Raw genomic sequence first — 19,882 nt, forward strand, 5'->3', positions numbered from 1 at the left:
CCACGAGGATGTACGATGGACGTCAGCACCTTGAGTTTGGGCGACCCTCTCGATCCGGCCCGCAAGGCCACGGCCGAGATGCTGCGAACCCGCGAGCGCACCTACTCCCTGCCCCAGCCGTTCTACAACGACGAGCGCCTGTTCCAGATCGACATGCAGGAGATCTTCGGCAAGGAATGGCTGATCGCCGGCATGACCTGCGAGATCCCCACCAAGGGCAACTTCATCACCCTGCAGCTGGGCGACAACCCCATCCTGGTGGTCCGCGGTGCCGAGGGCAAGGTGCATGCCTTCCACAACGTCTGCCGCCATCGGGGTTCGCGCCTCTGCGTGAGCGACAAGGGCAAGGTCGCCAAGCTGGTCTGCCCCTACCACCAGTGGACCTACGAGCTGGACGGCCGCCTGCTGTTCGCCGGCAGCGAGATGGGCGCCGACTTCAACATGGCCGACTTCAACCTCAAGCCGGTCCACGTCAAGACCGCCGGCGGCTACATCTTCATCTCCCTGGCCGATGAGCCACCGGCCATCGACGACTTCCTGCGTACGCTCGAGCACTACATGGAGCCGTACGACATGGAGAATGCCAAGGTCGCGGTGCGCACCGACCTGGTCGAGCAGGCCAACTGGAAGCTGGTGCTGGAAAACAACCGCGAGTGCTACCACTGCAGCGGCTCCCACCCCGAACTGCTGAACACCCTGCTGGAGTGGGACGACGTCACCGATCCGCGCGCCTCCCAGGCGTTCAAGGACCAGGTCGCCGCCTGCACCAGTCGCTGGGACGCCGACAACATCCCCTACGCCCATGCCAGCTTCGGCCTGCGCAACCGCATCGTGCGCATGCCGCTGCTCGCCGGTACCGTGTCCATGACCATGGACGGCAAGCCCGGCTGCAAGAAACTCATGGGGCGCATCAAGGACCCGGACCTGGGCTCCATGCGCATCCTGCACCTGCCGCACTCCTGGAACCACTGCATGGGCGATCACATGATCGTCTTCACCGTCTGGCCGCTGGGTCCGACCGAGACCGTGGTGACCACCAAGTGGCTGGTGCACAAGGATGCCGTGGAAGGCGTCGATTACGATCCGGTCAACCTGCGCAAGGTCTGGGATGCCACCAACGATCAGGATCGTCGCCTGGCCGAGGAGAACCAGCGCGGCATCAATTCCAAGGCCTATCAGCCGGGTCCCTATTCAAAGACTTACGAATTCGGAGTGATCAACTTCATCGACTGGTACAGCGAGCGGCTGCTCAACAACCTCGGTGAAGAAGCACCGGCGGCGCACCTGCGTCAGGTCAGCGGCGACTGACGGTCGCTGGGACGGCCCTTCCGTGGAGCCGCAAGGGTTCCACGGAAGCCTGCAAACGTCCGACCTTTCTTTTGCTGCGAACTTTTGCCGCACCCGTCCTAGAGCCTTTTCGCCAAATCATCACCTAAAGTTGTGACCCTGTTCGCATTCCGAACCCTCCTCCCGGCAGGCCGTCATGACTCTTCGCTCCTTGTCCATCGCTACCCGCAACCTGCTGTGCTTTGGCATCCTGGCGGTCCTCGTCGCGGCGCTAGGACTCTTCGGCTGGTATCAGCTGTCCGAGATCCGTCAGCTGGGGCATCAGGTGGAGCAGCGCTACATCCCGACCCTGATCGCGGCCGACAATCTGAGTCTGCTGGTGGCCCGTACGCGCATCGAGACCCTGCGTCTGCTGGCCATGCCCGATGCCCAGACCCTGGCCAGCACCCGCCAGAAGCTGGACGGCCTGAGCACCGAGGTGCAGGCCATCTTCGGCCGCTATCAGCACGAACTGCTGTCGACAAAGAGCCGCTCTGCGCTGGACGAATTGCGCCAGGTGCAGCAGAGCTACATGCAGGGCGTGCAGCAAATCGCCGATCTGGCCGGTGCGGGTCAGCTCGACCAGGCGCGCCAGGTGGTGCGGCAGAGCATGGGCCCGCTGGGTACGCGGATGAACGCCTGCATAGAGACGCTCCGCCAGGCGGTCGAGCAGGACATTCACGCCGCCAGCGCGGATGCGGACGAAGCCTATGCACGCTCCAACAGCGTGACCTGGCTGGCCATCCTGGTGACCCTCACCCTCACCGGCCTGCTGGCCTGGCGCCTGACGCGCAGCGTGGCCACCCCCATCGCCCAGGCGGTAGCGGCAGCCCGCACCATCGCGACCGGAGACCTGACCCAGGCGCTGGACAGCCGTGGCCACGACGAGGCGGCTCAGCTGCTGCAGGCCATGCAGCAGATGCAGGGCCAGTTGCGCGAGACCCTGGGGCATATCGGCGACTCGGCCAGCCAGCTGGCTTCCGCCGCCGAGGAGATGACCTCGGTCATGCAGGAAAGCGCCACCGGCCTGCAACAGCAGAACAACGAGATCGAATCGGCGGCGACTGCCGTCACCGAAATGAGCCAGGCGATCGAGGAGGTCGCCGGCAACGCCTCCTCCACCTCCCATGATTCGCGCCAGGCTGCCGATACCGCCGTTCAGGGGCAGCGTCAGCTGGGCGATACCCTCACCGCCATCGAGGCCCTCACCGAGCAGGTCCTCGGTGCCAGTGCCCGGGCTCGCGAGTTGGAAACCCAGACGCGCGACATCAGCCAGGTGCTGGACGTGATCCGCTCGGTCGCGGAACAGACCAACCTGCTGGCACTGAACGCCGCCATCGAAGCGGCGCGCGCGGGCGAGGCCGGTCGCGGCTTCGCCGTGGTGGCCGACGAGGTGCGCGCCCTGGCCCATCGCACCGGTGAGTCCACCCGCGAGATCGAGGGCATGATCGGCAACATCCAGCAGGGTACCGGCCAGACCGTCGATGCCTTGCTGACCAGCGCCGACCAGGCGCGCCAGACGCGCGAGCAGGCGCAATCCGCCAATGCCGCCCTGGCCGTCATCGCCCAGTCGGTCGCGGGCATCGACGAGCGCAATCTGGTGATCGCCAGCGCTGCCGAAGAACAGGCCCAGGTGGCGCGCGAAGTCGACCGCAATCTGGTACGCATCCGCGACGTGTCGGTGCAGACCGCGGCGGGTGCCGAGCAGACCCGGGCCTCCAGCCAGCAACTGGCGACGCTGGCCGCGACCCTCAGCGGCCAGGTGCGGCGTTTCCAGTTCTAGCCACGATCGAGGATGGAGACTGGCCAGCCCTGCGCGCCCGTCGGCGCCCTCTGCGCGATGATCAGGTTTAAGACGAATGACCATCAAGTCACGGCGGCCATAGCCGTTAAAGGGAGCCTCACTCTTCACCGGGGCTGCCGCCGTGACCTTTCGTTCCTTCTCCCTCGCCATTCGCAGTGTGTTGTGTTTCGGCCTGCTGGCCATCCTCGTCGCCAGTCTGGGCCTGTTCGGCCTGCTGCAACTGTCGCAGATCCGTGCCCAGGGCCAGGTGATCGAGACCAACAACGTGCCCAGCATCGTCGAAGCCGACAACCTTGCCCTGCAACTGGCCCGCACCCGGGTCGAGGTGCTGCGCCTGCTGGCCATTCCGGACGCCACCACCGTCGCCAACACGCGCAAGAAGATCGACAGCATCAATGCCGACATCGGCGCGGGTTTCGGTCGCTATGAAAAACTCGTCAGCAGCGATCGTGAGCGCCAGGCCTTCGATGCCCTGCGCCAGATCCATGGCGACTATGTCCGCTACACCGCGCAACTGGCCGACCTCATCGGGGCCGGCAAGCTCGACGAGGCCCGCAGCCTGATCCAGACCAGCATGGCCCAGCTCGGCGTGCAGATGAACGAGCGCACCGAGGCCCTGCGCAAGATCAACCAGGAAGACATCAAGGCTGCCTCCAAGTACTCCGGCGACACCTATGCCCAGGCCACCTCCATCACCTGGATCGTCATCGCCGTGGCCCTGGGTCTGACCGTGCTGCTGGCCTGGCGCCTGACCCTGAGCATGACCCGGCCCATCGCCGAGGCCGTGGCTGCCGCCCGGACCATCGCCAGTGGCGATCTGACCCAGACCCTGGATACCCGCGGTCACGACGAAGCCGCCCAGCTGTTGCAGGCCATGCAGCAGATGCAGACCAATCTGCGCGACACCCTGGGGCACCTGGGCCATTCCGCTACCCAGCTGGCCTCCGCCGCCGAGGAGATGACCGCGGTCATGCAGGAGAGCGCCCACGGCCTGCAACAGCAGAACAGCGAGATCGAGATGGCGGCCACCGCCGTCACCGAGATGAGCCAGGCGGTGGACGAAGTGGCCGGCAATGCCACTTCCACCTCGTCCGAATCGCGCCAGGCCGCCGATACCGCGCGCCAGGGCCAGCGTCAGCTGGGCGATACCCTGGGCGCCATCGAGGTGCTGACCGAGAACGTGCTGGGTGCCAGCGAACAGGCCCGCCAGCTGGCCGAGCAGACCCGCAACATCAGCCAGGTGCTGGACGTGATCCGCTCGGTCGCCGAACAGACCAACCTGCTGGCGCTCAACGCCGCCATCGAAGCCGCGCGTGCCGGTGATGCCGGTCGCGGCTTCGCCGTGGTCGCCGACGAGGTCCGCGCCCTGGCCCATCGCACCGGCGAATCCACCCGCGAGATCGAAGGCATGATCGGCAGCATCCAGCAGGGCACCGGGCAGACCGTCGATGCGCTGCTGACCAGCGCCGACCAGGCGCGCCAGACCCGCGAGCAGGCGCAGTCGGCCAACGCCGCCCTGGCCGCCATCGCCCAGTCGGTGTCGGGCATCGACGAGCGCAACCTGGTGATCGCCAGCGCCGCCGAAGAGCAGGCCCAGGTGGCCCGCGAGGTGGATCGCAACCTGGTGCGCATCCGCGATCTGTCGGTGCAGACCGCCGCCGGTGCCGAACAGACGCGTGCCGCCAGCCAGCAGCTCTCCGAACTGGCGGTGGAGCTCAACGGCCAGATCCGCCGCTTCCGCGTGTGACCTGTCCGGCAGGGACACCCCTGCCGGACCCCGTCGCGGTGGCAAAACCGGGAGGCGACCGCTACGCTGGCGCCTTCGCCCACCGCGCCTCTCTCGCATGAGCTATCGCTACGTCATCTTCGACTTCGACGGCACCCTGGCGGACAGCCTGCCCTTTCTGCTGAGCTGCCTGGGCGAGCTGGCGCAAACCCATGGCTTTCGCCAGCCGACCGCCGACAAGTGGCCCCGGCTGCGCGCCGCTTCCCTGACCGGTCTGCTCGACAGCCTGGGCATCCCCCTCTGGCAGGTGCCACGCATCGCCCGGCACTATCGCCGGCTGCTGGTCCAGCGGGGCGATCAGGTCCTGCCCTTCGCCGAGATTCCCGCCACCCTCGACCGCTTGCAGGCCAGCGGCCTGCAACTGGGCCTGGCGACCTCCAACTCCGCCGCGGCCGTCCACCAGGTGCTGCCCCAGGCCGGACGTCTGTTCGCCGCTGGCGAATTCGACATCCCCCTGCTGGGCAAGGCCCGGCGCCTGACACGCCTGATCCGCCGACAGGGCGTCGCGCCGGCCGATGCGCTCTATGTGGGCGACGAGCTACGCGATCTCCAGGCCGCGCGCCGCGCCGGTCTGGGCTGCGCCGCCGTGGCCTGGGGCTATGGCTGCCCGGCGGCGCTGCACGCGCAGCGCCCCGATCTCTTCTTCGAACAGCCGGCCGAGCTGCTGCGGCTGACGACCTCTCCCTGCTGAAGGAATGCCCATGAAGTCTCTGTTGCTGGTCGCTGGTCTCTGTCTGAGCGGTCTCTTGCACGCCGCCGAACTGCAGGTGCGGGTCGAGACGGTCGACGCCTCGGGGGGCCAGCTGCTGCTGGCGGTGTTCGACAGCGAAGCGGCCTGGAAGGAGCACAAGACACCGGTGGCCCAGGCCCATCTCGTCGCGCAGGCGGGTGCCCAGGAGCAGCGCTTCGAGCTGCCGCCCGGGCGTTACGCCGTATCGGTCATCCACGACAGCAACGGCAACAGCCAGCTGGACACCAATTTCATCGGCATGCCCACCGAACAATACGGCTACAGCAACAATCCGCCGCTGCGCATGCGCATGGCCACCTTCGAGGAATGCGCCTTCACCCTGCCGGCCGCAGGCCTGCGCCAGCAGGTGACGCTGCGCTAGGCCACAGCGGTCATGCACAGGCTTCCAAACAGAAAATCAACAGAGTTATCCACAAGGCTTTTAGCGGCGATCGTTGAGCCCGGCGTTGAACAGACGTGGATAACTCCTTGGGATGACAGCAGAAATCCCTTGACTCGGAAATATCCCGGAAAACTGGTCATTATTTGATCGATTCCCTGGAAGCCGCGCCAGCTCTGGTCTCTGGCACTAGACAAACAACCTATCCACAGGCCTATGCAGCTCTGTTGTGGGTTGTGGAAAATACTCGAAAGCGGATTGATCACTTTTTGTACGATCCTCTGCAGGCCTTGCCAGCCATGGCGTACAGGTCAGGTCCCACATCTTTTCCACAGGCACGCACACAGCAGATGTGGGAAAGCCGGGAGGCCGAGTCCGCTACCGGCTGTTCAGGTGACCTGAATCGAATTGGCTATTTATTGAGCAATTTTATCCAGGCAACCCCCTGATCGGTTGCTGACAACTTGCCCAGGGCTTATCCACAGCCTTTACCTGTCGGGCAATGACGGCAAAGCCATCCAATGTTCGCAGCCTGACTCGGCGGATCACGCCGTAACGGATTCGATCAACAGGCCCGATGCTCGGCCAGCCCTTCTGGCAAGCGGCTTTGCGTTGAAAGCGAACAGACTGCCCACAGAGTTATGCACAGCTTGCAGGCTGTCCAGGCATAAAAAAAGACCGCCCGAAGCGGTCTTTTGAAGAGCTGGCGAAGGCCTAGCGCGCAGTGCGTACGCTGTCCGACAGCTGCTTGCAGAGGCCAAGCACGCCGTCGATGGCAGCACCCGAGGACTCTGCCTTGGCGATCTGATCGACGAACGCCGAGCCCACCACCACACCATCGGCGATGCGGGCGATCACCCGCGCCTGCTCGGGGGTACGGATGCCGAAGCCGACGGCCAGGGGCAGGTCGGTGAAGCGGCGCAGGCGCGCCACGGCGGCCTCGACGTGCTCGGTGGTGGCCGAGCCGGCACCGGTCACGCCAGCGACGGACACGTAGTAGACGAAGCCGGAGCTGGTATTAAGTACGCGCGGCAGGCGGGCGTCATCGGTGGTCGGGGTGGTCAGGCGGATGAAGTCGATGCCGGCGGCCTGGGCCGGCAGCGCCAGCTCGGCGTCGTGCTCGGGCGGCAGGTCGACCACGATCAGGCCATCCACGCCCGCTTCGGCGGCTTCCGCCAGGAAGCGCTCCACACCATAACGATGGATGGGATTGTAATAGCCCATCAACACCAGTGGCGTCTCGCCTTCCCCGCGGCGGAAGTCGCGCACCATCTCCAGGGTCTTGGCCAGATTCTGGCCCGCCTGCAGCGCCCGCAGGGCAGCAGCCTGGATGGCCGGGCCGTCGGCCATGGGATCGGTGAAGGGCATGCCCAGCTCGATGACGTCGGCACCGGCCGCCGGCAGGCCCTTGAGGATGGCCAGGGCGGTGTCGTAGTTCGGATCGCCGGCGGTGGTGTAGGTGACCAGAGCCGCGCGGCCCTCGGCCTTCAGCGCAGCGAAGCGGGTTTCCAGGCGGCTCATAGCTTGTCTCCCAGGTGACTCATCACGGTCTGCATGTCCTTGTCGCCGCGACCCGAGAGACAGATCACCATCAGGTGGTCCTTGGGCAGGTGCGGTGCACGCTTGTAGGCCTCGGCCAGGGCGTGAGCCGTTTCCAGCGCCGGAATGATGCCTTCCAGACGGCAGGTCTGGTGGAAGGCCTTGAGCGCCTCGTCATCGTTGATCGGCACGTATTCCACGCGCTTCACGTCGTGCAAGTGGGCGTGCTCTGGGCCGATGCCGGGATAGTCCAGGCCGGCGGAAATGGAGTGGGCATCGATGATCTGGCCATCGTCGTCCTGCAGCAGAAAGGTACGGTTACCGTGCAGTACGCCGGGCACCCCGCCGTTGAGGCTGGAGGCATGCTTGTCGGTGTCGACGCCGTGGCCGCCGGCCTCGACGCCAATGATGGCGACGTCCCGGTCATCGAGAAATTCATGGAACAGGCCCATGGCATTGGAGCCGCCGCCGACGCAGGCGATCAGGCTGTCGGGCAGGCGCCCTTCCTTCTCCAGGATCTGCGCGCGGGTCTCGCGACCGATCACGGCCTGGAAATCGCGGACCATGGCCGGATAGGGGTGCGGACCGGCCACGGTGCCGATCAGGTAGAAGGTGTCGGCGACATTGGTCACCCAGTCGCGCAGCGCCTCGTTCATGGCGTCCTTGAGGGTGCCGGTACCGGACGTGACCGGGATCACCTCGGCACCCAGCAGCTTCATGCGGAAGACGTTGGCCTGCTGGCGATCGATGTCGGTGCTGCCCATGTAGATGACGCAGGGCAGGCCGAAGCGCGCGGCGACGGTAGCGGTGGCCACGCCATGCATGCCGGCACCGGTCTCGGCGATAATGCGGGTCTTGCCCATGCGCTTGGCCAGCAGGATCTGGCCAATGCAGTTGTTGATCTTGTGCGCGCCGGTGTGGTTCAGCTCTTCGCGCTTGAGATAGATCTTGGCACCGCCGAAGTGCTCGGTCAGGCGCTCGGCGAAGTACAGCGGATTGGGGCCGGCCGACGTAGTCGCGCTGGAAGTAGGCCAGCTGCTCGAGAAACGCCGGATCCTCCATGGCGGTCTCGTATTCGCGCTGCAGATCGAGGATCAGCGGCATCAGGGTTTCGGCGACATAGCGACCACCGAACTGGCCGAACATGCCTTGAGCGTCGGGGCCCTGGCGATAAGCGAACTGGGTCATGGGATTCTCCTGCAAAGATGGATCTACCTTACCTGCTTGAGTGCCGCTGATAAATCGATAAGATCGCGATGACCCGTCAGGAAATCTCACAGATGAGCGATCCCCGCGACCTGCCCCCGCTGAATGCCCTGCGTGCCTTCGAGGCCACCGCCCGCCTGGGTGGCATGGGCCGCGCCGGGGACGAACTGCATGTGACCCATGGTGCCGTGAGTCGCCAGATCCGTGCCCTGGAGGAACAGCTGGGGGTGGCGCTGTTTCGCCGCGAAGGCCGGGGGCTGGCGCTGACCGAAGCGGGGCTGCGCCTGCGCGAGGTGAGTGGCGAGGTCTTCGAGCGATTGCGTGAGGTGAGCGCCGAACTCAAGGCCGGCAATCGCCGGGGGCCGTTCGTGCTGGGCTGCCCGGGCAGCCTGGTGGCGCGCTGGTTCATTCCGCGGCTGGACCGCCTCAATCGCGATCTGCCGGAGCTGCGCCTGCACCTCTCGACCCGTACCGACGACACCCCGCTGGCCGCCGCCGGCCTGGACGCCAGCCTGTTGTTCACCGAGACCGCACCCCCTCCGGACGTCCTGCCCTATCACCTGGCGCCCGAGCGCATCGGGCCGGTGCTGAGTCCCTACTGCCCGGCCTATCTGCGGCTCAGGGACGGCGACCTGCAGGCCTTGCTGGCCGAACGGCTGCTGCACACGCTGTCGCGGCCCCAGGCCTGGCCACAGTGGTTCGCCACCCAGAGCCTGGAGGCGCCGGTGCTGGATTACGGGCAGGGCTTCGAGCACCTCTATTACCTGCTGGAGGCGGCGCTGTCGGGATTGGGCGTGGCGATCGCGCCGGAGCCACTGGTGGCGGCGGATCTGAAGGCGGGCAGACTGGTTGCGCCCTGGGGCTTCGCAGCGACCGGTGCGGAGTTGGCGCTATGGGCGCCAGGTCGGCTGGCGGATGAGCGGGTGGAGCGGTTGGCGGCCTGGCTCAGAACCGAGCTGGCCGAACGCTAGCGCCCGAGGCATCGCGCAGGATGCCTCGGACTGCCGCGATCAGTTGTCGCCGCGCAGCAATGCCCAGCCGACCAGGACGGTCACGCCAGCGGCAATGCCGACGGTAGCCCAGGGATGTTCGCGCGCCACGCCACTGGCGGCGCGACCGTACTGACGGGTCAGACGACGCACGTCGTCATAAACTTCTTCCAGCGAATCGCCCGAATGATGCAGAGCGTCACGAGCGGTGCTCTTGAAGGAATTCAGGCTGCTGCGGGATTCGCGTGCAGCGTTCTTCTTCAACGATGCCAGCGAGTCGAGCAGGCTGTTGATTTCGTTCTCGATGCTGGCGATGGACGCCTGGTAATCGGTGTTACGGGCCATGACAACCTCCTGGGATGGACGGATTCAGGAAATGTGACTACCGAGGCGTTGGAAAGTGCTGCAAAGCGGTGGGCGAGAGCCTGGCAGTGAACTTATCGGGGCCTTTCGCGGCCTCAAATGTCAGAAGCACCCTTCCCGGCGAGTCGACCGCGACACCGGTCAACGCGTTGCCGGCTATCCGCTGCAGCGCCCGTCATTGCTGACCCAGGAGATTTTCATGTCCGATCATCACACCTACAAGAAGCTGGAAATCGTTGGCTCTTCCACCACCAGTGTCGAGGACGCCATTAATAATGCCCTCGCCGAGACTTCCAAGTCGGTAAAGAACCTGGAATGGTTCGAAGTGGGTGAAATCCGCGGTCATATCCAGGACGCAAAGGTGGCGCACTATCAGGTCACCCTGAAGATCGGCTTCCGTATCGAAGCCAGCTGAGCAGCTATTCAAGACCTCCCTCCCCTCGCAAAAGGACAGGCAAGATGCGTAGAGTCGTGATTACCCTCGGTTTGTTGGCCCTGAGCGGCGGTGCTTTCGCCGCTGGCACCTCGTGCGACACGGTCAAGGCCGATATCGATGCTAAGCTGCAGGCCAAGCAGGTAGCGCACTACAGTCTCGAGGTGGTGGACAAGGGCAGCGCCAGCGCCTCCGCCAAGGTGGTGGGCAGCTGCGAAGGCGGTAGCAAGGACATCGTCTACCAGCGTCGTTAGGTCACTGACGGCAAGGCGCCGCCCAGCGGCGGCACCCTGGCTCTCGAAGAAACGCCCACGGTCGCCAGACAGTGGGCGTTTCTTCTTTCAGAGATCCGTGGCGGGACCAAAGAACTCGTGACGGATCTGCTGCTCCGGCACCCCCAGTTCCAGCAGATCGCGCCGTACCTGCGCCATGAAGGGCTGCGGACCGAGGACGTAGGCATCCAGGTCGCGATCCTTGGGCAGCCAGCGCTGCAGGCGCGCCCGGTCCAGTCGCGACGCGTAGGCCTCTTCCGCCACCGGCTCGCTGTAGCAGAAGTACAGCTGCAATTGCGGATGGTGGGCGGCCTGCTCTTCCAGCCAGTGGCCGAAGGCCTGCACCCCGACATGCCGGGTGCAGTGGATCAGCTGGACCGGTCGCCCGCTGGGCAGCGCCGCCGACACCATGGGCAGCAACGGCGTGATGCCGACCCCGCCCGCGATCAGCAGCAGCGGCCGGGTGGAATCCTGCAGGACGAATTCGCCGGCCGGGGCGAAGACCTGCAGCACGCTGCCTTCATGGGCGTCGGTGTGCAGGTAGCGCGAGACCACCCCACCCGGCTGATGCTTGACGCTGATCTGGTAGCCACGGCCATCGCTGGCCGCCGAGATCGAGTAGTTGCGCCGGTATTCCACCCCATCGAGGATCAGACTCAGCCCCAGGTACTGGCCAGGCTGGGCGATGCTGGTGGGCAGGTCGTCCACCGGTTCCAGGTAGAAGGAGCTGATCTCTTCGCTTTCCGGCTCGATCCGGGCGATGCGGAACGGCCGCCCGCCGCGCCAGCCACCGGGCGCCTCGGCCTGGGCCGCATAGCGGTGTTCCTCGGCGCCGATCAGCAGATTGGCCAGTTGGCCATAGGCGCCGGCCCAGGCGTCGATCACGGCATCGGTGGCCACCTCGGCCCCCAGCACTTCGCGGATGCTCTGCAGCAGGGCGATGCCCACCAGGGGATAGTGATCCGGCTGCACCTGCAGCGAGACGTGCTTGTTGACGATCTGCTCCACCAGCGGTCCCAGGGTGTCCAGACGGTCGATGTAGCGGGCATACATGAGTACCGCCCGGGCCAGCGCCCGCGCCTGGGCACCACTGGCCTGGTGGGCGCCGTTGAACAGCGGGCGGATCTCGGGGTTGTCGCCGAGCAACTTGTCGTAGAAATGCCGGGTCAGGGCTTCACCGCCGGTTTCCAATAGGGGGACGGTGGCCTTGATGATGGCTTTTTGGTCTGATGACAGCATGGCAGGGATCTCCAAACAGGACTGCCCTGCTCGTATCACGAGTCGTGCCAACCGAAAAACTGCGCTAGATCAGTCTTTTATCCGGAGAGCAGGTCATAATGACCAAGTCCCTATGACTCGCCGAGGTCAAATTGACCCGTACCACCCTGCTGGAAGCCATGGTGCCACTGGTGGCGGATCTGGCCCGCGACCTACCCGATCAGCAGCGCTATGCCAGCCTGCTCGACGCCCTGCGCCAGGTCCTGCCCTTCGATGCGGTGGCCCTGTTGCGCCTGGATGGCGAGGTGCTGGTGCCCCTGGCAGTGCGCGGGCTCGCGGCCGACACCCTGGGCCGCCGCTTCAAGGTCGGCGAGCACCCGCGCCTGGCGCTGCTGCTGGCGAGTCGTGCGCCCACCCGCTTCGCCCTCGATTGCGACCTGCCCGATCCCTACGATGGGCTGGTGGAAGGCGTGCAAGGGCATCTGGAGGTCCACGACTGCCTGGGCTGTCCACTCTATGTGCAGGACCAGCTCTGGGGCCTGCTGACCCTTGATTCGCTGCAGGCGCAGAACGCCCAGCCCGAGGATCTCACCACCCTGGCCGCCTTTGCCGGGCTGGCCGCCGCCACCGTGGCCGCCGCCGAGCGCATCGGCCAGCTCTCCGCCCGCATCGTCAGCGAGCACGAGCTGACCGTGGCCTATCAGCAATCGGTAGGGCACCAGCGGCCTCGCGAACTCATCGGCCAGAGTCCGGCCAGCCTGCGCCTGCGCCAGGAGATCGAGACCGTGGCGGCCAGCGACCTGACGGTGCTCATCACCGGCGAGACCGGGGTCGGCAAGGAGCTGGTGGCCGAAGCCGTGCATGCCCGCTCCCTGCGCCAGCAGCGGCCGCTGATCAGCCTCAACTGCGCGGCCCTGCCCGAGGCGCTGGTGGAAAGCGAACTCTTCGGCCATGTGCGCGGTGCCTTTTCCGGGGCCGTCAGCGAACGCCGCGGGCGCTTCGAACTGGCCGATGGCGGCACCCTGTTTCTCGACGAGGTGGGCGAATTGCCGCTGACGGTGCAGGCCAAGCTCCTGCGGGTGCTGCAGAGCGGCCAGTTGCAGCGGCTGGGCTCGGATCGCGATCTCAAGGTGGACGTGCGCATCATCGCCGCCACCAATCGCGACCTGGCCGACTGCGTGCGTGCCGGGCGCTTTCGCGCCGATCTCTACCATCGCCTGAGCGTCTATCCGCTGGCCGTGCCGGCCATGCGCGAGCGTGGCCGCGACGTCCTGCTACTGGCCGGTTTCTACCTGGAGCAGAATCGCGCCCGCCTGGGCCTGCGCGGCCTCCGGCTGACCCCCGCGGCGCAACGCACCCTGCTGGCCTACGACTGGCCGGGCAACGTGCGCGAACTCTCCCACCTCATCAGCCGGGCGGCGCTCAAGGCCCATGCCGGCAGCGAGGAACGCGGCGGCATCCTGACCCTGGACAGCGATCAGCTCGGCCTGCCGCTGGGCAGCACGGCCCTGCCCGACGAGGATCCCGCCCTGCCCGCCGCCTCCCTGCGTGAAGCCACGGAGGCCTTCCAGCGCCAGACCATTACCCTGGCTCTGGAACAGCATGGGCAGAACTGGACCCTGGCCGCCGCCGCCCTGGGGCTGGACCGCGCCAACCTCGCCCGCCTGGCGCGGCGGCTCGGGCTCAAGTAGCGCCCGGAGAATAGCGGTCAGAGCGCTTTCTGTACCGCCGGCAGGCCGGGCTGGCCGTCGCGGGTGGTGACCCCCTGCAGCCAGGGCTCCAGCACCTGGGGATGGGCCTTGAGCCAGGCCTTGGCGGCGGCGTCGTAGCTGCCGCCCTTGTCCCGCGCGGCGCTCATGACGGCGTTTTCCATGTCCAGGGTGAACTTCATGTTGGTCAGCAGGCGGGCCGGATTGGGGCACTGCTCGGCGTAGCCCTTGCGCGTCAGGGTGTTCACCGTGCCGGCGGTACCGAAATACTTGTCTCCCCCGGTCAGGTACTTGATCGGGTAGTCGACGTTCATGGGGTGCGGCGTCCAGCCGAGGAAGACCACCCACTTGTCGCGCTTCACCGCCCGCCCGACCTGGGACAGCATGGCCTGCTCGCTGGACTCCACCAGTTGCCAGCCGCCCAGTCCGAATTCGTTGTCCTGGATGATCTTCTGCAGCGACTGGTTGGCCGGCGCGCCGGCACCGATGCCGTAGATCTTCTTGCCGAACTGGTCGGCATGCTTGGCCAGGTCGTCGAAGCTCTTCACGCCGCCTTCCCAGACATAGGTGGGCACCGCCAGGGTGAATTCGGTCCCGACCAGGTTCTGCGCCAGCTCGGTGACCTGCCCGGTCTTCACGAACTGGTCGTAGTGCGCCTGCTGCGCCGGCATCCAGTTGCCGAGGAAGGCATCCACCTGCCCGTTGCGCATGCCGCCGTAGATGATCGGCACCGCCAGGGTCTCGACCTTGCCGGTATAGCCCAGCGCACTCAGGATCGCGCCGGTGAGGGCGTTGGTGGCGGCGATGTCGCTCCAGCCCGGATCGGCCAGGCGAACCGTTGCGCAGGCCTGGTCCTCGGCCTGGGCCGACAGGCTGACCAGGGCCAGCGTGAAGGTAGCGATGATTCCGTGTTTCATGGCCGTGCTCCAGTTAGCGGTTCAGGGTTGAGGGTAGCGCGCGCGACGCTCCAGGTCGTCGAGGTCGATGTGATTGCGCATGTATTGCTGGCTGGCATCGACGAAGGGCTGGTGATCCCAGCTGGTCCGCTCGCCCTGCTCCAGGGCCGCCGCGACGAAGCGCCGCCGCCGCTGGCTGGCCAGTACCTCGCCATGTAGGCGCGGCAGGTCCCAGCGCTGGCGGACCTCGGCCTGGAAGCTGGCGAGCAGCTCGGCATAGTCGGGGCTGGCGGCCAGGTTTTCGCGCTCCAGCGGATCGTTCTGCAAATCGAACAGCAGCGGCGGATCCAGTTCGCAATGGATGTACTTGTAGGCGCCGCGACGGATCATCAACAGCGGGCTGACGGTACCCTCGGCCAGGTATTCGCCGATGACCTCGTCGTGCCCTGCCCGGCCTTCCAGGTGCGGCAGCAGCGAGCGACCGTCCAGCGGCAGCTCATCCGGCAGCTGGCCGCCGGCCAACTCGACGAAGGTCGGCAGCAGGTCCATGGTCGACACCGAGGCCTGCACCCGCGCCGGGGCGAAGCGCCCGGGCGCATGGATCAGCAGCGGTACCCGCGCGGCCATCTCGAACCAGTGCATCTTGTACCAGAGTCCGCGCTCGCCCAGCATGTCGCCATGGTCGCCGGAAAAGACGATCACGGTATCGTCGGCCAGACCGCACTCTTCCAGGGTCTTGAGCAGGTGGCCGACCTGGGCGTCGACATAGCTGCAGGCACCATAGTAGGCCTGGCGGGCGTCGCGGATCTTGGCCTCGGGCAGGGGTTTGTCCCACAGATCGATCACCTTGAGCAGGCGCTGGCTGTGGGGGTCCTGCTGGGCCTGGGGAATGGCGCCTTCCGGCAGCGGGATGTCGACCTCGTTGTACAGGTCCCAGAATTCGCGAGGAATGGTGTAGGGATCGTGCGGGTGGGTCAGGGACACGGTCAGGCAGAAGGGCTGGTCATCGCCGCGACGCACGTGATCGTAGAGGTACTGACGCGCCTTGAAGACCACCTCCTCGTCGAAATCCAGCTGGTTGGTGCGCACGCAGGGCCCGGCCTGCAGCACCGAGGACATGTTGTGGTACCAGCTCGGGCGCACGTCCGCCGCGTCCCAGTTCACCGCCCAGCCGTAGTCCGCGGGATAGATGTCGCTGGTCAGGCGCTCTTCGTAGCCGTGCAACTGGTCCGGTCCGCAGAAGTGCATCTTGCCCGACAGCGCCGTGCGATAACCCAGGCGCCGTAGGTGGTGGGCATAGGTGGGAACGTCGGCGGCGAAATCGGCGGCGTTGTCGTAGCCGCCGATCTTCGACGGCAGCTGGCCGCTCACCAGGGTGAAGCGCGAGGGTGCGCACAGCGGGCTGTTGCAATAGGCGGAATCGAACACCACGGCGCGCTCGGCCAGGCGTTGCAGATTCGGCAGCTTGATCGGCGAGGCGGCGTCGTACAGCGGCAGGATGGGCGCCGCCATCTGGTCGGCCATGAGAAAGAGGATGTTCATCGGCTTGGACAAGAGCGCCTCCGCTAGGATCAGGTTTGCTTATGGGTAGTCCATCATCCGATGCTGAAAAATCTGCGTGAAGGCCATCTGGAGTGATGTTTCGGATAAGCTGGGCTTATGTCTGACCGCCATGGAAAAGCCTTCTTGGACGCCACCCTCCCAGCCGACCGCCCTGCCCTGGCGCTGGACAGCCTGCGCACCTTCGAGGTGGTGGCGCGCCGCCTGAGCTTTACCGCGGCCGCCAGCGAACTGGGCACCACCCAGCCGGCCATCAGTCAGCAGATCAAGCGCCTGGAAGCCCAGCTGCAGGTCCGGCTGTTCGACCGGGTCCATCGCGGCATCCTGCTCACCGAGGCCGGACAGCTGCTGCAGGAATATGTGGAAGCCGGCCTCGCCACCCTGGACGAAGGGGTACGCCTGGTCACCGCCCGGCCTGCCCATGAAGTCCTGCAGGTAGCTACTGACTTCGCCTTCGCCGCCTATTGGCTGTTGCCGCGCCTGCCGCGTTTCCATGCCCGCCACCCGGAGCTGGACGTCAGCCTAGTCACCAGCGATCGGGTGCCGCTGCCCGGTCCGGAGATCGACATCACCCTGGGCTTCGGTGACGGCCGCTTCAAGCATGGCGAAGCCTGGCCGCTGTTTCGCGAAGAGGTCTTTCCGGTGTGCAGTCCGCGTCTGCTCCAGGGTCGGCAGCCGCCGCTGCCCGCCATGGAGCTGGGGCGCTGGCCGCTGCTGCATCTCAAGGCGGCGCCCAACAGCCGCTGGTACGACTGGAAGACCCTGCTGCCGGCGCTGGACCTGGCGCTCCTGCCCGCGGCGCCGTCCGGCGCGGTGCTGAGCTTCGACAACTACACTTTGGTGATCCAGGCGGCCATCGCCGGCCAGGGGCTGGCGATCGGCTGGCGCCACCTGGTGGACGATCTGCTGCGGCAGGAACTGCTCTGTCGCCCCTTCGCCGGACTGGCCACCTCGCGCTATGGCTATTACGCCATCCTGCCCGAGCGCAAGCGGCGCCAGCGGCTGGTGCAGCGCTTTCTCGACTGGCTGCTGGAAGAACTGGAGCTGCCGCGCGAGTCGCTGGCCGGCGCGCGGCTGGCGACCTGAGCCGAACTCAGCGCTCGTAGACTTCCAGAGGCAGATCGTCCGGATCGGCGAAAAAGGTGAATCTCCTGCCGGTCAGCTCGTCGGTGCGGATCGGCTCGGTGACCACGCCATGGCCCTGCAGGTGGGCGACGGTGGCGTCCAAGTCGGCCACGGCAAAGGCCAGGTGGCGCAGTCCCTGGGCCTCCGGGCGCGACGGCCTGGGCGGGGCATCGGGAAAGGAGAACAGCTCCAGCTGGGCATGCGCGCCCACTGCCAGATCCAGCTTCCAGGAGCGCCGGGCCTCGCGATAGGTCTCGGCGATCACCGGCAGCCCGAGGATCTCGGTATAGAAGTGCCGGGAGCGTTCGTAGTCGGCGCAGATCAGCGCCACGTGGTGCAGACGGTCGAAATGGGTCATCAGGGTACCGCGACGAATTTGAGGTCGGACGGGGCGCCGACGTCCAGGCTCTGCAGTTCATCGCCGAGCTTGCCGCTGTCGGGATCACGGGCGAAGACCTTGAGCTGGTTGGATTTCTGGTTGGCCACCAGCAGGTACCGTCCGGACGGGTCAAGGGCGAATTCCCGCGGCGACAGGCCATTGACCGGATGGCGCTCGACAAAGGTCAGGGTGCCGTCGGGATTGACCGCGAACACGGCAAGCTGGTTGTCCGTGCCACGGCTGGCGACATAGAGGAAACGTCCGTCGCCGGACAGGTGCAGGGCCCCGGCATCCCGCTCGCCGGTGAATTCCTGGGGTGTCAGGCTGTAGCTCTGCAACTGCCGCAGCATGCCATCCTGATGGGCGAAGGCCATGACCTGGCCGGCCAGTTCCAGGGTCAGGTAGGCGTAGCGGCCATCGGCGCTGAACACCAGGTGGCGCGGCCCGCTGCCTTCCGGCACCGGCACGAAGGGCGTCTCGGCGGCCACCAGCGGCCGCTCCGGCTGCTGCGGCAGATAGCGATAGACGAATACCTTGTCGGCGCCCAGATCCGGGGCGAAGACGAAGCGGCCGTCCGGCGTGGTCACCGCCGCGTGCACATGGCTGGACTGCTGGCGCGGATGCTGTTCGCTGGGCTGGTGGAACTCGATCTGCGCCACCGGGCTGAGCACGCCGCCGTCCTGGATCGGCAGCACCGCCAGGGAGCCCTCCGGCAGGCTGGAGTAGTTGGCCACGAACAGGAACTTGCCGTCGGTGCTGAGGCTGGAATGGGTCGGCTCGTCGCCCAGGCTCTTGACCTGGCTGATCTGCTGCAGGCGGCCATTGCCGGGTTCGAAGCGATAGGAGGTGACCCGCCCGATGCTGTCGCCGCTCGAACCCCGGCCATTCTCGTTGACGGTGAACAGCGTCCGGCCATCCCGCGACAGGGTCAGGAAGGAAGGATTGGACGCCTTGACGATGCGCAGCGGGCCATCGATCTGGCCGTTGCGACTGTTGAAGCGATAGACATACAGCCCCTGGCTGCTGCCCGCGGTGTAGCTGCCGACCAGCAGATTGAACAGGCCGGGTTCGGCGCGGGCTGGGGCGTTGTGCCCGACGAGCAGGGCGAACAGGGCCAGCGGCAGCAGACGGGGCAGAGCTCTCATGGGAAATCCTTGGCGAGCGATGGGCGTTGAGACCGATGCGAGGCGGCCCGGTTTCCCTACCGACTGGAGGCGGAAGGCGGCCGCGCGCGGCGGCTATTCTACTGAAATCCGGGCTGGCACTGTGCCAGAGGCCTTTCGCCATTTATCGCCTGCGCCGGTGCGCTGGCGGTCCACGTCGGGCCAACCGGCCTGAGGAGACCGTGCCAGAGCCTGCGGTGAACTCGGCACTGTCCGAGGGCCGCCGGTAAAAGAATGGGTCAGGCTAGTCCAGCACGCCCTGCAGGATGGCGTAGACCAGCCCGGTGCCCACGGCAACCAGCACCATGTCGGCACCCAGCCGCCGCCATTCGTAGCCCGGATAATCCGGCAGCTGGCGGGCGATACCCGGCGGCAGCGGTCGGCCATACCCGGGCGGCAAAGGACGCCCGCGCTCCAGACGCAGCCCTGGCGGCAGGTCGCCACCGCGGCCGATCTGGCCGCGCAGTGCCTGGATGCGCTCCCGCGCCGGTCCCAGATCCGGCGGTCCAGCCGCGGCCCGTCCGGCACCCGGGCGACCCGGGCCGTGCGATTCGGGACCCGGCCCCTGGCCATGGGGGCCGCCCTGCTCCTGCCAGCCCGGTCCGTGCGGACCCTTGGGCCCGCCAGGCCCGTGATCCGGAGGCGCGGCCAGGGCCAGGTTGCCGATCAGACAGAGGGCTGCAGCGGAGAGGAGGGTACGCATCGGGGAATTCCTCGTAGGGGACGACGGCAGCGGTTATCCACTTGGAGTCTGGCGGCTGAAAAAGACTCCCGGGGTCATTCCCGGACCTATAGCCTGTGGATAAATCGGGGATAAAAGCGGTATAACTCCGCGAGAAATCTCCAAAGCCCGTTAAAGGCTAAATAAAAGTCCTTTATTATCAATGGATTAAAAAGATGATCGGCTGGCTATCGAATCCGCTTTTTGTGGATAAAGCCTGGGACCCCCCTACGCTGGTGTCCGTTTTCGCCTGCCCTCAGGCC

Annotated in this window: 18 protein-coding genes and 2 pseudogenes; 11 read left to right on the forward strand and 9 right to left on the reverse strand. The window is 66.4% G+C overall.

Annotation, left to right across the window (positions count from 1 at the left end):
- The first annotated feature begins 15 nt into the window (after positions 1 to 15).
- The 6 genes and pseudogenes from gbcA to QE393_RS19505 all read left to right on the forward strand — a co-directional run bounded on the left by gbcA (position 16) and on the right by QE393_RS19505 (position 6,028).
- Complete coding sequence (gene gbcA / locus QE393_RS19485; RefSeq protein WP_310045129.1) at positions 16 to 1,308, forward strand: glycine-betaine demethylase subunit GbcA; 1,293 nt, start codon at positions 16 to 18, stop codon at positions 1,306 to 1,308.
- A 175-nt stretch (positions 1,309 to 1,483) separates the two neighbouring features.
- A pseudogene (locus QE393_RS22665) lies at positions 1,484 to 2,023 on the forward strand (MCP four helix bundle domain-containing protein); the annotation flags it as partial.
- A gap of 30 nt (positions 2,024 to 2,053) precedes the next feature.
- Entirely contained in the window at positions 2,054 to 3,109 is a 1,056-nt protein-coding gene (locus QE393_RS22670) for a methyl-accepting chemotaxis protein (protein ID WP_405046311.1), read from the forward strand.
- 142 nt (positions 3,110 to 3,251) lie between these two features.
- Complete coding sequence (locus QE393_RS19495) at positions 3,252 to 4,877, forward strand: methyl-accepting chemotaxis protein (protein ID WP_310045131.1); 1,626 nt, start codon at positions 3,252 to 3,254, stop codon at positions 4,875 to 4,877.
- A gap of 97 nt (positions 4,878 to 4,974) precedes the next feature.
- Entirely contained in the window at positions 4,975 to 5,607 is a 633-nt protein-coding gene (locus QE393_RS19500) for an HAD hydrolase-like protein (RefSeq protein WP_310045132.1), read from the forward strand.
- A 10-nt stretch (positions 5,608 to 5,617) separates the two neighbouring features.
- On the forward strand, positions 5,618 to 6,028 hold the full coding sequence (locus QE393_RS19505) for a DUF2141 domain-containing protein (protein ID WP_310045133.1): 411 nt from the start codon (positions 5,618 to 5,620) through the stop codon (positions 6,026 to 6,028).
- A gap of 732 nt (positions 6,029 to 6,760) precedes the next feature.
- On the opposite strand, the gene trpA is transcribed toward QE393_RS19505, so the two are convergent.
- Both trpA and trpB read right to left on the reverse strand, forming a co-directional pair.
- Positions 6,761 to 7,567 carry a tryptophan synthase subunit alpha gene (gene trpA, locus QE393_RS19510; RefSeq protein ID WP_273805451.1) on the reverse strand — a complete coding sequence of 269 codons (807 nt, stop codon included), beginning with the start codon at positions 7,565 to 7,567 and terminating at the stop codon, positions 6,761 to 6,763.
- Positions 7,564 to 8,773: pseudogene (gene trpB, locus QE393_RS19515) on the reverse strand (tryptophan synthase subunit beta). The gene trpA and the pseudogene trpB overlap by 4 nt, the downstream one beginning before the upstream one ends.
- Before the next feature lie 92 nt (positions 8,774 to 8,865).
- Here trpB and QE393_RS19520 point away from each other — a divergent pair.
- On the forward strand, positions 8,866 to 9,762 hold the full coding sequence (locus QE393_RS19520) for a LysR family transcriptional regulator (protein ID WP_310045135.1): 897 nt from the start codon (positions 8,866 to 8,868) through the stop codon (positions 9,760 to 9,762).
- A 39-nt stretch (positions 9,763 to 9,801) separates the two neighbouring features.
- Here the strand turns inward: QE393_RS19520 and QE393_RS19525 are convergent, their stop codons facing one another.
- A complete protein-coding gene (locus QE393_RS19525; protein WP_187980780.1) occupies positions 9,802 to 10,125 on the reverse strand; it encodes a YqjD family protein in 324 nt (107 codons plus the stop codon).
- Positions 10,126 to 10,342: 217 nt separating this feature from the next.
- Here QE393_RS19525 and QE393_RS19530 point away from each other — a divergent pair, with 217 nt between their 5' ends.
- Both QE393_RS19530 and QE393_RS19535 read left to right on the forward strand, forming a co-directional pair.
- Entirely contained in the window at positions 10,343 to 10,558 is a 216-nt protein-coding gene (locus tag QE393_RS19530; RefSeq protein WP_017641514.1) for a dodecin, read from the forward strand.
- A gap of 44 nt (positions 10,559 to 10,602) precedes the next feature.
- Positions 10,603 to 10,830, forward strand: a complete 228-nt coding sequence (locus QE393_RS19535) for a DUF1161 domain-containing protein (protein ID WP_145008271.1) — start codon at positions 10,603 to 10,605, stop codon at positions 10,828 to 10,830.
- A gap of 87 nt (positions 10,831 to 10,917) precedes the next feature.
- Here the strand turns inward: QE393_RS19535 and hmpA are convergent, their stop codons facing one another.
- The gene (gene hmpA, locus QE393_RS19540; RefSeq protein ID WP_310045136.1) at positions 10,918 to 12,087 is read right to left on the reverse strand and encodes an NO-inducible flavohemoprotein; all 1,170 of its coding nucleotides are present in this window, start codon (positions 12,085 to 12,087) and stop codon (positions 10,918 to 10,920) included.
- 131 nt (positions 12,088 to 12,218) lie between these two features.
- Here hmpA and norR point away from each other — a divergent pair, with 131 nt between their 5' ends.
- Positions 12,219 to 13,757: a nitric oxide reductase transcriptional regulator NorR gene (gene norR / locus QE393_RS19545; protein WP_310045138.1), complete on the forward strand. Its 1,539-nt coding sequence runs from the start codon at positions 12,219 to 12,221 to the stop codon at positions 13,755 to 13,757.
- Between the two features lie 17 nt (positions 13,758 to 13,774).
- Here norR and QE393_RS19550 read toward each other — a convergent pair whose 3' ends face one another.
- Positions 13,775 to 14,692, reverse strand: a complete 918-nt coding sequence (locus tag QE393_RS19550) for a choline ABC transporter substrate-binding protein (protein WP_158890080.1) — start codon at positions 14,690 to 14,692, stop codon at positions 13,775 to 13,777.
- Between the two features lie 21 nt (positions 14,693 to 14,713).
- The gene (betC, locus tag QE393_RS19555) at positions 14,714 to 16,213 is read right to left on the reverse strand and encodes a choline-sulfatase (protein ID WP_310045655.1); all 1,500 of its coding nucleotides are present in this window, start codon (positions 16,211 to 16,213) and stop codon (positions 14,714 to 14,716) included.
- A 117-nt stretch (positions 16,214 to 16,330) separates the two neighbouring features.
- Here betC and QE393_RS19560 point away from each other — a divergent pair, with 117 nt between their 5' ends.
- Positions 16,331 to 17,317 (forward strand): choline sulfate utilization transcriptional regulator, encoded by a 987-nt coding sequence (locus QE393_RS19560; RefSeq protein ID WP_310045139.1) that lies wholly within the window; start codon positions 16,331 to 16,333, stop codon positions 17,315 to 17,317.
- Between the two features lie 7 nt (positions 17,318 to 17,324).
- Here QE393_RS19560 and QE393_RS19565 read toward each other — a convergent pair whose 3' ends face one another.
- From QE393_RS19565 to QE393_RS19575, 3 genes are all read right to left on the reverse strand, one after another.
- Positions 17,325 to 17,714 carry a VOC family protein gene (locus tag QE393_RS19565; RefSeq protein WP_282286052.1) on the reverse strand — a complete coding sequence of 130 codons (390 nt, stop codon included), beginning with the start codon at positions 17,712 to 17,714 and terminating at the stop codon, positions 17,325 to 17,327.
- A complete protein-coding gene (locus QE393_RS19570) occupies positions 17,714 to 18,880 on the reverse strand; it encodes a lactonase family protein (RefSeq protein WP_310045141.1) in 1,167 nt (388 codons plus the stop codon). Before QE393_RS19570 ends, QE393_RS19565 begins: the two co-directional genes overlap by 1 nt.
- Positions 18,881 to 19,142: 262 nt before the next feature.
- Positions 19,143 to 19,601: an anti-virulence regulator CigR family protein gene (locus tag QE393_RS19575; protein ID WP_310045142.1), complete on the reverse strand. Its 459-nt coding sequence runs from the start codon at positions 19,599 to 19,601 to the stop codon at positions 19,143 to 19,145.
- Positions 19,602 to 19,882 lie beyond the last annotated feature (281 nt).

This window comes from Pseudomonas sp. SORGH_AS_0211, from assembly GCF_031453455.1.
Taxonomy (GTDB): Bacteria; Pseudomonadota; Gammaproteobacteria; order Pseudomonadales; family Pseudomonadaceae; genus Chryseomonas; species Chryseomonas aestiva.